At 54.3% G+C, this 13,025-nt stretch carries 12 protein-coding genes; all 12 read left to right on the plus strand.

Going from position 1 to position 13,025, the window contains the following annotated elements:
• Window positions 1–43: 43 nt before the first annotated feature.
• Complete coding sequence (locus OS190_RS19110; RefSeq protein WP_267160303.1) at window positions 44–1,036, plus strand: NAD(P)H-dependent flavin oxidoreductase; 993 nt, start codon at window positions 44–46, stop codon at window positions 1,034–1,036.
• A complete protein-coding gene (locus OS190_RS19115; protein ID WP_267160304.1) occupies window positions 1,037–1,687 on the plus strand; it encodes a histidine phosphatase family protein in 651 nt (216 codons plus the stop codon).
• A gap of 11 nt (window positions 1,688–1,698) precedes the next feature.
• Window positions 1,699–2,730 carry a phosphotransferase family protein gene (locus tag OS190_RS19120; RefSeq protein ID WP_267160305.1) on the plus strand — a complete coding sequence of 344 codons (1,032 nt, stop codon included), beginning with the start codon at window positions 1,699–1,701 and terminating at the stop codon, window positions 2,728–2,730.
• 4 nt (window positions 2,731–2,734) lie between these two features.
• The gene (locus OS190_RS19125; RefSeq protein WP_323370740.1) at window positions 2,735–3,523 is read left to right on the plus strand and encodes an IclR family transcriptional regulator; all 789 of its coding nucleotides are present in this window, start codon (window positions 2,735–2,737) and stop codon (window positions 3,521–3,523) included.
• A 400-nt stretch (window positions 3,524–3,923) separates the two neighbouring features.
• Complete coding sequence (locus OS190_RS19130; protein ID WP_267160306.1) at window positions 3,924–5,168, plus strand: branched-chain amino acid ABC transporter substrate-binding protein; 1,245 nt, start codon at window positions 3,924–3,926, stop codon at window positions 5,166–5,168.
• A gap of 78 nt (window positions 5,169–5,246) precedes the next feature.
• The gene (locus OS190_RS19135; protein WP_267160307.1) at window positions 5,247–6,203 is read left to right on the plus strand and encodes a branched-chain amino acid ABC transporter permease; all 957 of its coding nucleotides are present in this window, start codon (window positions 5,247–5,249) and stop codon (window positions 6,201–6,203) included.
• Entirely contained in the window at window positions 6,200–7,498 is a 1,299-nt protein-coding gene (locus tag OS190_RS19140; protein ID WP_267160308.1) for a branched-chain amino acid ABC transporter permease, read from the plus strand. The genes OS190_RS19135 and OS190_RS19140 overlap by 4 nt, the downstream gene beginning before the upstream one ends.
• Window positions 7,495–8,256, plus strand: a complete 762-nt coding sequence (locus OS190_RS19145; protein WP_267160309.1) for an ABC transporter ATP-binding protein — start codon at window positions 7,495–7,497, stop codon at window positions 8,254–8,256. Before OS190_RS19140 ends, OS190_RS19145 begins: the two co-directional genes overlap by 4 nt.
• A 14-nt stretch (window positions 8,257–8,270) precedes the next feature.
• Window positions 8,271–8,954 carry an ABC transporter ATP-binding protein gene (locus tag OS190_RS19150; RefSeq protein ID WP_323370741.1) on the plus strand — a complete coding sequence of 228 codons (684 nt, stop codon included), beginning with the start codon at window positions 8,271–8,273 and terminating at the stop codon, window positions 8,952–8,954.
• Window positions 8,955–8,977: 23 nt separating this feature from the next.
• A complete protein-coding gene (locus OS190_RS19155; RefSeq protein WP_267160311.1) occupies window positions 8,978–10,183 on the plus strand; it encodes a serine hydrolase domain-containing protein in 1,206 nt (401 codons plus the stop codon).
• The gene (locus OS190_RS19160) at window positions 10,180–12,135 is read left to right on the plus strand and encodes an acetoacetate--CoA ligase (RefSeq protein ID WP_267160312.1); all 1,956 of its coding nucleotides are present in this window, start codon (window positions 10,180–10,182) and stop codon (window positions 12,133–12,135) included. The genes OS190_RS19155 and OS190_RS19160 overlap by 4 nt, the downstream gene beginning before the upstream one ends.
• A gap of 23 nt (window positions 12,136–12,158) precedes the next feature.
• Window positions 12,159–13,025, plus strand: coding sequence for an acyl-CoA thioesterase (locus tag OS190_RS19165; RefSeq protein ID WP_416237427.1), 867 nt, complete (start codon window positions 12,159–12,161; stop codon window positions 13,023–13,025).

A 13,025-nucleotide genomic window follows, 5' to 3' on the forward strand; every position in this document is an offset into this window, starting at 1 on the left:
CAGCCGCCCCCTGACGGTTAACATGAATGTATCTGGAGGTGCTATGGCCCGCGACGATTCACATCTTCCCAAGGCGCTGCAAGGTCTGCGCATTCCGTTGATTGCCTCCCCGTTGTTCATCATCTCAGTCCCCGAACTGGTGATCGCCCAATGCAAGGCAGGGATTGTCGGGTCTTTTCCTGCGCTGAACGCACGGGAAAGCGAGGGTGAACATCCGCTGCTCGACACCTGGTTGACCGAGATCAAGGAAGCGCTGGACCGTCATAATCAGGCAAACCCTGATCATCCGGCAGCCCCCTATGCGGTGAACCAGATTGTGCACCGTTCGAATGCACGACTGGAGAGAGATCTGGAAATATGCGTCAAACATGAGGTGCCAATCTGGATCACAAGCCTGGGCGCGCGGGTTGAAGTGAACGAGGCGGCACATTCCTGTGGCGGGATTGTGATGCATGACATCATCAACAATCGATTTGCCCGAAAAGCGATTGAAAAGGGCGCGGATGGTCTGGTTGCTGTTGCCGCCGGTGCGGGCGGGCATGCAGGGCAGCAATCGCCCTTTGCTTTGGTGCGTGAAATTCGTGAATGGTTTGACGGTCCCATCGCCTTGTCCGGTGCGATTGCGACGGGTGCCTCTCTTTTGGGTGCGCGGGCAATCGGAGCGGATCTTGGCTATACCGGATCGCCGTTCATTGCGACGCATGAGGCAAACGCCGCGCAGGCCTATAAGGATATGATCGTTGAAAGCGGCGCAGAGGATATTGTTTATTCGTCTCTGTTTACCGGGGTTTGGGGAAACTACCTGAAAGGATCCGTTGAAAACGCGGGCATGGACCCGGACAACCTGCCGCAAGCGGATGCATCGTCGATGAATTTCGGAAATGATCGGGAAAAGCCGAAAGCGTGGAAAACCATCTGGGGCTCGGGGCAGGGCATCGGTGCGGTCAAATCGGTTGAACCTGCCCATGTGATTGTGGACCGGATGGCGGATGAATATTTCGCGGCGGGCAAGAAATTGGCAGCGGAGTTTTCCTAGGTGGCAGAACTTCTTGTCATTCGCCACGGACAGGCATCATTCGGGCATGACGACTATGATGTATTGTCTGATCTGGGGCATCGACAGGCCAAAGCTGTTGGCATGCTGCTGCGCGACCTCGATTGGGTACCGGACAGGTTGGTGACGGGCACCTTGCGGCGGCAAAAGGACACCCTGTTCTCGATGGGGTTTACCGAAGGTGCCGAGGAGCACGCAGGATTTGATGAATACGATTTCGCCGATTTGCTGAAGGCGCGATTCAAGGGGGACATCCCCGCTTTGGTCAAAGGCGACCGTAAGACCCATTTTCGCAGTCTGCGTGAAACGGTTTTTGAATGGCAGGACGCGGCATTTGACGGCGCATCCGAGAGCTTTCTCGACTTTATGGCGCGGGTCGAGGCGGCGCGGGCCTTTGCCTGCGATACCGACGCGAAGCGGGTGCTGGTGATCTCATCCGGTGGGGTGATCGGACAGATGACGAGAGCGGCGATGGGCGCAAACAAGCGGCATATGATGGAGTTGAATTTGCAGATCAAGAATACCGCCATGACCCGTTTCATGTTCAAGGGAGCGCGATATTCACTGAGCGAGTTCAATGCGACTCCGCATTTTATGACTCCAGATGGCGCAGCACTGCTAAGCTACAGCTAAAGGGTAGGTAAATGAGCGTAGATACACAAACACTCGATGAAGCGGCAGTTGCGGCATATCTCAAGGAGCATCTGCCCGGTTTTGAAGGGCCGATGCAGGTGAGCAAGTTCCAGACAGGTCAGTCGAACCCGACATTCATGCTGAAGACACCTGCACATAATTATGTCTTGCGACGTAAACCGCCGGGCGTTCTGTTGAAATCTGCCCATGCGGTGGATCGGGAATTCCGCGTGCAAAAGGCACTGGCGGGCAGTGATGTCCCGGTCAGCAAGATGCATCTGCTGTGTGAAGACGACGCGGTGATCGGATCAATGTTTTATATCATGGACCATGTGCCGGGGCGCAACTTCAACGAACCTGAAATGCCCGGTCTGACACCCGCGGTTCGCACCGGTGTGATTGATGATATGAACCGCGTTCTGGCCGCATTGCACGAGGTTGACATAAATGCAGTCGGATTGGCTGATTACGGTCCGGAAGGGAATTACTTCGAACGTCAGGTGGCCCGCTGGTCAAAGCAGTACAAGGCCTCAGAAACGCAAAGCAATCCGGCGATGGATGCGCTGATGATCGAATTGGTAGAAGCGCAACCCGAAGACGATGGGCAGCGCACACTGGTGCATGGTGACTATCGTTTGGACAACATGATCTTTGACGCAGAGACAACGGATTGTAGGGCTGTACTGGACTGGGAGCTGTCGACAATCGGACATCCTTTTGCCGATCTCGCTGCGGTCATCATGCAATGGCAGTTACCATCGGGCACCGAAGGGCGTGGAATGGGCGGACTGGACCGGGCTGCACTGGGGCTGCCGTCAGATGCCGAATTTGTCGCTCAATATTGTGCACGGCGTGGGCTGAAAGGCATCGACAATTTTGGCTACTACCTTGGTTTTTGTTTTTTTAGAATGGCCGGGATCATTCAAGGGGTATTGAAGCGCGGTCTTGACGGGAATGCCTCCAACCCCGAAAGGGCAATGAAACTGGGCGAATTCGTTCCGGTTTTTGCGCAGCACGGGCTCGAAGCCTTGCGACGCGGGTAATTGCATGATGGATGATCTGCACGACAGCAAAGACCGCAATTTCGTCACGGCACTCGCGCGCGGTCTTGAACTGCTGCGCTGTTTTCAGATTGGTGAAGTGTCGTTGACCAACTCCGATTTCTCGGAACGGACAGGGCTGCCAAAGGCGACAATCTCGCGGTTGACCCACACCTTGGTTGAACTGGAATATCTGGTACCGGATGCCCGTGCCGGGACATATCGTTTGGGGGCGGGCGTCCTGAACCTCGGGTTCAGCGTCTTGTCTGCGATGGACATCAGCGATCGTGCGGAACATGAAATGGCGCAGCTTCGAGATGGGCCAAATTCCTATATCACGGTGGCGTTGGGTGAATTGCACCAGCTTGATGTGATCTATGTGGCAACCTGCAATTCGCATGAGGGTGTATCGCTGGCTATTCGTGTGGGCACGAGGTTGCCTGTGTTCCATTCGGCCATCGGGCAGGCGATCCTGGTTGGCATGAGCGATGACGCGCGCGACAGGGTTTTTGAAACGGCGCGGCGCAAGGATCCGGCAATCGAAGCCGAAGGTCGTGCGCGATTTGCAGATGCCCGTGCTGTTTTTGAGGCAAAGGGGTTTTGCACCGGGTACGGGTCATGGCGTTCTGATGTGAACGGTGTCGCCGTGCCGGTTTTTTCACTGGGGGGCACACGGGTGTACGGGCTGAACGCAGGTGGGCCATCCTTTCGGGTCAAACCAAAACAGCTTGAGACAGTCTATGGTCCGCGCTTGATCAAGGCCGCGAAAATACTCTCGACCGGCGCAACGCCATAGTGACTGCGGAGATCAGTTTCGCCTGGCGGAACAAATTGATATTTGTAACCTTCAGACCGAACTGATTTCGACTCCGGTTTTTTCAAAAAATGCGGATCGTTCTGACAGGTTGTTTGGATTTCCAAAACCAGCAGGATGTCGCAATTTACGACGTCCGATTGCGAAGCAGATACCGGAAAAATCTATTATATATCAAATAGTAGCACGGAGGTTATTGTTAAGGGGGTTCAAAGGTGATCAGTGCCCGGTAGCCAAGGACAATGCAGTGGATCGCAAAAGTTACGCCGGGTTACACTCTGCCTGTGGCCTTGACATTGACAGGGGTTCTGCAACTCTTTCCGAATAGCCCAAGACCCTCAAAATATGCGAATGGGGCATGGCTCACCTTAGGGAGGAAAACATGAAAAAGTTTACGAAACTCGGCGCGGCTTCCGCGCTGTCATTGATCATTGGCGCATCGGCTGCTTTTGCTGAAAACATCAAGATCGCCTTTATTGATCCGCTGTCCGGCCCGTTCGCCAGCACAGGCACAAACGGCTCGCACCAGTTCGAATTTGCTGCCGATTATATGGTCAATCAAAAAGGCGGTGTTCTGGGCGGTACGAATTTTGAAGTCGTAAGTTTCGATAACAAGATGAGCCCGAAAGAATCTCTGATCCAGCTTCAGGTCGCGATTGATCAGGGAATCCGCTATGTGGTTCAGGGCAACTCTTCCGGTGTCGCGAATGCGATTACGGAAGCAGTGGAAAAGCACAACAAGCGTAATCCAGACAGCCGAGTCTTGTTTCTGAACTACGCTGCGGTTGATCCGGCACTGACCAACGACAAGTGTAATTTCTGGCATTTCCGCTTTGATGCGAATGCAGACATCAAAATGGACGCTTTGACAGATGTCATGGCCCAGGATGAGACCATGAAGAAGGTCTATATCATTGGTCAGGATTATTCATTCGGCAAGGCGGTGGCGGCCTCAGCGGTTGAAAATCTGTCAGCAAAACGCCCCGACGTCGAGATTGTCGGTAACGAGTTGCACCCGATCGGCAAGGTCAAGGACTTTACCCCCTATTCCCGCAAGATCGTGGCTTCGGGCGCGGATGCCATCATTACCGGTAACTGGGGTGCAGATATGCTGGGCCTTGGCAAATCGGTTATCGAAAACGGCTTTGACGGTCCGATCTATACCTATTACGCGGCTGGTTCCGGTATGACAGCGGCATTCGGCGAAAGCGCAAAAGGCCGTGTGCGTCTGATTTCGCAAGGTGGCATCAACCCGATTGCGACCGAAGAAGCACGGGCTACATATAAGGCCTTCAAAGAAAAATATCCGGATGGCAACATCGATCAAAGCCGTATCTTTAACGTGATCGGCATGCTGAAAACGGCTATCGAAGCGGCAGGTACTGCAGATGATGTTGTTGCAGTTGCCAACGAGCTTGAGGGTATGGAATATGACAGCATGTGGGGCGGTAAGCTGTTCATGCGTCCACAGGACCACCAGTTGATTCAGGACATGAACGTCGGCGTGCATACCGATGAGAATATTGAGTTTGACTATGATAACTCCGGTTACGGCGTTTTGACCGAATCCACCGTCGAAATGGCCGCGATGGATAGTCCGACAACCTGTAAGATGAAGCGCCCGTAAAGGCAGCTTGAGGGCCTGCCCGGCAAGGCGCCGGGCGGGCCACTTTCTTCTTAACTTTGCTTACCCTTTGGGGGACCGATGGAACTCATCCTCGTCAACATAATCGACGGGCTTGTAACCGGATTGCTGTTGTTCATGCTTTCGGCGGGCCTGACGCTGATCTTCTCAATGATGGGTGTTCTCAATTTCGCCCACGCCAGTTTTTACATGCTGGGGGCCTATTTCGCGTACCAGATCAGCGTTGCGCTGGGTTTCTGGATGGGCCTATTGCTTGCGCCGCTGATCGTCGGCGTGTTGGGTGCAGGTGTTGAACGTTACGGGCTCAGGCGGGTTCACCAATACGGGCATGTGCCCGAACTGATCTTTACCTTTGGTCTGGCGCTGTTGATCGAAGAACTGGTGCAGTTCTTGTGGGGCAAGAACCAGATGCCCTACGATGTTCCCGAAGTGTTGAATTTCACCGCCTTCGCAATCGCGGGCAATTCAATTCCGGCATACAAGATTTTCATGATCTTTATCTCGATCTCGATCTTCATCGGACTGCTGTATGTCCTGACCAAGACGCGGGTCGGTATGATCATTCAAGCGGCCCTCAGCTATCCACGCACGGTCGAGTCTCTGGGGCATAATGTGCCACTGATCTTTATGGGGGTCTTTGGCGTTGGTACGGCACTGGCGGGCGTGGCCGGTGTCATTGCCGGTCCGGTTCTCGGCACCTTTCCGGGTATGGCCTTTGTGCTTGGCTCCATCGTTTTTGTGACAATCGTGATTGGCGGCCTTGGTAGCCTATGGGGTGCGCTTGTGGCCTCTCTGCTCATCGGATGGATCACGACCTTTGCAAAGTCGTACAATATCCTGATGTCAGACATCCTTAACGGAATCGGAATCAGCACACCTGAAAACATGTCTGAAAACATTTTCCGCGATCTCTGGTCCATCACCAGTCCGCAGATAGCAGATATTCTGCCTTATATCCTGATGGTGCTGATCCTGATTTTCCGCCCCGCGGGGCTATTCGGAAAGCGTGAATCATGACCGATCAGATTACAACAGACCCCAGTAGACCAGCAGAACGGATGCGTGCAGGCTCATTGAGCCTGACGGTTGGTCCGTGGATAATTGCGGCCTTAGCGTTGCTGGTCATGCCCTTTATTTTTACGTCTAATTCTGCCCTGACGATCATGAATCAGATGTGGATCACGGTGATCTTTGCGCTGGCCTATAACATGTTGCTGGGGCAGGGCGGTATGCTGTCCTTTGGTCATGCGGTCTATATGGGACTTGGCGGTTTTTTCTGCATGCACTTGATGAATTATATCGAAGACTATGGCTTGGCCTTTCCGCTGCCTTTGTTGCCACTGTTCGGCGGCCTGTTCGGGATGGGTTTTGCAATGTTGATCGGATCGTTTTCGACCTCCGGGGCGGGCACACGGTTTGCTATGATCTCTCTGGGTGTTGGTGAACTGATTGCGGCCTGTTCGGTGATTATTGTCGCCTTCTTTGGTGGCGAAGAGGGTATCTCGGGTGATCGTACCTATGGTCTGCCGTTTTTCGGTGTCGAATTCCTCAAACAGATTGAAGTCTATTATCTGATTTCCTTTTGGCTGATGTTGTCGGCGCTGTTGATGTATCTGTTTTCGCGCACGCCCGTTGGGCGCATGGCCAATGCCGTACGCGACAACCCTGAACGTGCGCAGTTCCTTGGGTATTCTGCACGTTGGGTGCGGTTTTACAGCTTTTGTGCTTCCGGTTTCTTTTGTGGCATTGCGGGTGGTCTTTTCGCTATCAGCTATGAAATCCTGACCGAAGAGAATCTGAACGCGGCCTCTTCGGGTGTGATCCTGTTGGTGACGTTTCTGGGGGGTGTCGGCTTTTTCTTTGGGCCGATCATTGGCGCGATTGCCTTTACTTTGCTGCAAACCGTTCTGGGTCTGCAGACAGAGCTTTGGGCGATTTATGTTGGTGCGCTGTTCCTTGCTACGGTGATGTTCTTTCCGGGAGGGCTGGCTGGTCTGATGATGATGCATGTTCCAGCCTACAAGCTGGGCAAGGCAGGCGGTCTGGTCGTGCCATATATCAAGACACTGGTGCCGGCGGCGATTGGCATTCTTGGAATTTGTGCGCTGATCGAGATGATATTCCATTATCGGCACGGGGCGACGGGTGACACTGAAATGACCCTGTTCTGGACCACCTTTGACAGTCACTCAATTCTGCCCTGGATTATCGCCGCGGCGGTTGCTCTGTTCGGCATTGGCATCGCCAGAGCTACGGCACCCGCAATGAAAGAAGCCTGGGACGAAGCCAATACGCCAGGAGGTGCATCATGAGCACACCAGCACTTGAGCTGAAAGGCCTAAAGAAGAGCTTTGGCAAAGCCGAGATCATTCGGGGCATCGATCTGTCGATTGGGAAGGCCGAACGCCATGCGATCATTGGCCCGAATGGCGCGGGAAAATCAACGTTGTTCAACCTGATCACTGCACGGTTTCCGCCGACGTCTGGTACGGTAAAGCTGCACGGCGAAGACCTGGCCGGGCTGGAACCCTATCAAATCAACCGCAAGGGGCTCTCGCGGTCTTTCCAGATCACGAATATTTTCCCCGCGATGACAGTGTTTGAAAACGTTCGCTGTGCGTTGCTGTGGGCACAGGGGTACAGGTATTCATTTTGGCATCTTGTCGCCCGCTCGCACAGTTTGACCGAAGGTGCGGAAGCAATTCTTGACCAGATCAACCTGCTTGAACGGCGCAACCTGCCTGCCGGGACGCTCAGCTATGCGGAGCAGCGCGCGCTTGAGATCGGGATCACCATCGCCGGTGGTGCGGATGTGATCATGTTGGACGAACCGACAGCCGGGATGAGCCATTCGGAAACGGATTACATTACCGATCTGGTTCTTAAGGTCACAGAGGGCAAGACGCTGATTATGGTCGAACATGATATGGGGGTTGTCTTTGGCCTGGCTGACCGCATCTCCGTGCTTGTCTATGGCGAGATCATCGCAACGAATACACCCGAACTCGTCCGGGCGGACCCGAAAGTTCAAGAAGCCTATCTGGGCGCGGCACTGGAGGCAGAACATTGATCGAAGTCAACGACATGCACGCCTATTATGGCAAGTCGCACATCCTGCAGGGCGTGACGATGAACGTGCAGGAAGGCGAGATTGTTGCGCTTTTGGGCCGGAACGGCGTAGGCCGTTCAACGACCTGCAAGGCGATCATGGGCGAAGTTTCCCCGCATGGATCTGTCAAATTCAAGGGACAGGAGATTGCCGGAAAAAAGGCCTTTGAAATCGCCAATATGGGGATCGGATATGTGCCTGAAAACCGTGATATTTTTCCGGGCCTGACAACGCGCCAGAACCTGACACTGGGCCTGAAGCCCGGGCAAAAGGATGGTGCGGGCCGCTGGTCGATGCAGGCCATGTTCGAGATGTTCGAAAACCTTGACCGCCGCGCAGATGTTGAAGCTTCGGTGTTGTCGGGCGGTGAACAGCAGATGCTCACCATGTGTCGGACGCTGATGGGCGATCCCGATTTTGTGATGATCGACGAACCGACTGAAGGGCTTAGTCCGCAGATGGTGCAAAAGGTGGCTGAGGTGCTACAAGCAATTGCCGAAAAGGGTATTTCAACCTTGCTGGTGGAACAAAAACTGTCGATTGCCATGGACATCGCGCATCGTGTTTACGTTATGGGTCATGGGCAGGTGGTTTTTGAAGGCACCCCCGCCGAGCTTAAACAGCGCGAAGACGTCCGCAAGGAATGGCTGGAAGTATAGTCACCTGACAGATGAGGGCCGGCATGGGCAGCTTTGACACCGCACGGTTGGACCGGATTTCAACCTGGATGCAATCCTATGTGGATCGTCAGCTCTATGCAGGTTGCTCTGCTCTGATTACTCAGCATGGCCAGGAGGTATTCTATTCGGAAAAAGGTCTGCGTGATGTTGCCTCTGGCTTGCCTTGGCAGCGAGATACGATTGTGCGTCTTTATTCGATGACAAAACCGCTGACTTCACTGGCATTGATGATGTTGGTCGAACGTGGCATCGTGCATCTGGATGCGCCGGTTTCGGCCTTCATTCCGGCTTTTGCCGACACAAGATGCCTGTTGCCTGATGCGACCGACATTGCACAGACCGAAGTTTGTACAGTCCCGACCCTGCATCAATTGCTGACCCATACTTCAGGGTTGAGTTATCCGTTCAATCCAGGTGTTTTGCCGCAAGCGATGCAGGCGGATGATCTGGTCTTTGGGCCCGGCAAGGGCAAATTGGTTGATATGGTGAATCAGGTTGCGGCACTTCCGCTTGCCTTCAGACCCGGCTCGCGCTGGGAATATTCCGTTGGCATCGACATCATCGGACGCGTGATCGAGGTGGTTACGGGCCAGACGCTTGCAGCGTTTCTGGAAGCCGAGATCTTTGTGCCGTTGGGCATGAGTGAAACGCGGTTTACGGTGTCCGAAGGCGGGCGGGACCGATTTGCCGCGCTGTATACACCATTGGCGGGAAACTCGTTTGATTTGAACGCCTCTCAGAAATCAAATGAAACACTGCGTCTGACGGACCGGGCTGCGGAGTCACCCTTTCTTGGAACGCAGATGCATTCAGGCGGCGGCGGATTGGTTGGCACGATTGATGATTATGCCAAATTCGCAGAAGCCTTGCGATCAGGGGGTCACAGCTTAGTTTCGCGTCATTCGCTTGGTTTTATGATGTGCAATCATCTGACGGGTGACATTGCATCCATGGGGCCAAGCAGTTTTGCTGAGCAACCGATGCATGGTATGGGGTTCGGCATCGGCGGCGCTGTCGTGCTTGATCCCGCCCGTGCGGGTGTGCCGGGGTCAGTTGGTGATTTCAGCTGGGGAGGCATGGCCTCGACCTTCTTTTGGATCGATCCGGTACACGATCTGTCGGTCCTGTTCTTCACGCAACTTGCCCCCAGTAGTTCCTATCCCGCTCGCGCTGAACTCAAGGCATTGGTACATGGAGCATTATTATGAGCAGCAAGGTACTTTGGACACCGACATCGGCGCGATATGACGCATCTACCATGGCCGAGTTTGAACGCTTCGTGGAGGAAAACAGGGGTCTGACCTTTGACGATTACAATGCCATGTGGCGTTGGAGTGTTGATGATCTGGAAGGATTCTGGAACGCGATTTGGGATTTCTTTGACATTCGCGCATCGGTGCGACCAAAGAAATTGTTGGTAAAACGCCAGATGCCTGACATGGAATGGGGCACGGGCGGCATGTTGAACTATGCCGAGAACGTGCTGAAACATGCAGAGCACCGTGAAGATCTCCCGGCGATAATTGTTCAATCTGAAACCTTTGATCGGCACGAAATGACATGGGGTGACTTGCGTGGTCAGGTTGCCAGCGTTGCGGCGCATCTGCGTGGCATGGGTGTGAAACAGGGGGATCGGGTTGTTGCCATCTTGCCGAACACTCAAACAGCGCTAATTGCCTTTCTGGCTACTGTCAGCATCGGTGCGGTCTGGTCGTTGTGCGCGCCTGATATGGGGCATGTGGCGATTCTTGACCGGTTTCGGCAAATCGCCCCCAAAGTGTTGATCGCCCAGGACGGCTATATACACAGTGGCAAAACCGTGGACCGTCGCAAGGTCTTGGCCGAGATCGGCGCAAGCCTGCCAAGTGTGGTGCAATTTGTAACATTGCCTGTGGTTGGTGAATTACCGGATGGTCATGTGGATTGGCGCGCGCTGACGCAGGATGAGGTGGCGCTCGACATTGTGCAGGTACCCTTCGAGCATCCGCTTTGGATCGTTTATTCGTCGGGGACCACGGGCAACCCGAAACCTATTGTGCATGGTCACGGTGGGATCATTCTGGAATCCTGCAAACAATCCCTGCACCACGATGTTCGTGCAAAGGATCGCTATTGTTGGCTGACCTCCTCGGGTTGGATCATGTGGAATTCACAATGGATGGCGCTGGGGCAGGGGGCGACCGTGGCAATTTTCGACGGCGCACCGAATTTTCCCGACTTTGGCGTGATCTGGCGTTTTGTGGCAAACGAACGGTTAACCTTTTTCGGCGCTGGCGCTGCCTATTTCAGCAGTTGCATGAAAGCCGGAATCAAACCGGGGAGGGATGTGGACCTGTCGGCCCTGCGGTCGACAGGTTCGACAGGTTCGCCTCTGTCGGCGGATACCTATGACTGGATTTACCGCGATGTGAAGGCGGACCAATGGCTCGCCCCAATTTCAGGTGGTACTGATCTGGCCGGTGCTTTTGTACTCGGCCATCCCGGTATGTCGGTGCGCGCGGGCGAGATGCAGTGCCGTGCCCTTGGCAATGCCGTACGGTCCTTTGATGCGCAAGGGCAGGAGCTTTTCGGTGAGGTCGGAGAATTGGTATGTACTGAGCCCTTGCCTTCCATGCCTCTGTATTTCTGGGGGGATGAGGATGGTAGTCGTTTATTTGACAGCTATTTTGCCGATTACCCGGGGGTCTGGCGCCATGGTGACTGGATTGCGATAGATGAAACCGGTTCAAGCGTGATCTACGGTCGTTCGGATGCCACGATCAACCGCAAAGGCCTGCGGCTTGGCAGTGCCGAGATCTATCAAGCGGTCGAGGGATTGGACTGGGTTATGGATTCTCTTGTTGTGGATCTGGAGTTCCTGGGCCGCGAGAGTTTCATGCCGCTTTTTGTGGTGCCGGCAGCAGGTGTGACACTTGATCAGGCCCACAAAGAAGAGATCATCGCAGCCATCCGGACGCAAGTCTCGGCGCGGTTTGTGCCGAACGAGATCGTACAGATTTCTGGCGTGCCCCGGACCCTGTCTGGCAAGAAGCTTGAAGTTCCGGTGAAAAAGCTGTTGCTTGGCGGTGATCCCGCTACGGTGGTCAACCGCGACAGTATGGCCAACCCCGACAGTTTTGATTTCTTTATCGCCTATGCAGATGCACGGGCCATCGCCTGAGGGCCTTAACGATGACAACCATCATGACACCTGCCGAAGAACTGCTGCACCTGCTGGATATTGAACAGCTTGAGGTAGACCTGTTTCGAGGTGTCGGCGGCGGAGGGGAGACAACAACACGCATCTTTGGTGGGCACGTTATTGCACAATCATTGATGGCGGCCTACCGCACGGTGCCGGATCGTCTGTGCCATTCGTTGCATGCTTATTTCATCCGCCCCGGTGATCCGAAGATTCCGGTGATCTATCAGGTGGACCGCGCCCGCGATGGGGGCAGTTTCACGACCCGCAGGGTGGTCGCAATTCAGCATGGGAAACAGATCTTCAACATGTCTGCATCGTTTCACGTGGTTGAGGATGGTTGGGATTATCAACATCCAATGAAAGATGTCGGTGCCCCCGAAGACTGGCCAAACCGCGACGAATTACGGGCATCCTTTGTCGATAAAATTCCTGAAAAGTACCATGCCGATTTCATGCGCCAGCGCCCAATTGAACTGCGCGAGGTCGCGCCGCGTGATTTCTTTGCACCGGAACCGGCTGACGATATGAATCAGCTATGGTTCCGAATGGAAGCTGCCAAAGGTCAGGACGCGCAGATGCAACATTGTCTCCTGGCCTATGCGTCGGACATGAATTTGCTCGGTTCATCGCTGCGTCCGCATGGGCTGACTTGGTTTCAGGGCAAGGTCATGACAGCAAGCCTTGATCACGCGATGTGGTTTCATGCGCCGATCGAATTCGCCGACTGGCATCTGTATGATCTCGATGCGCCCTGGACAGGCGGTGCGCGGGGGTTCAACCGCGGTTCGATTTATAACCAGAATGGCCAGATGGTAGCGAGTGTTGCCCAGGAAGGGTTGATGCGCCCCTTGCACAAAAAGGACTAG

The sequence above is a fragment of the Sulfitobacter sp. F26204 genome (assembly GCF_026410305.1).
Taxonomy (GTDB): Bacteria; Pseudomonadota; Alphaproteobacteria; order Rhodobacterales; family Rhodobacteraceae; genus Sulfitobacter.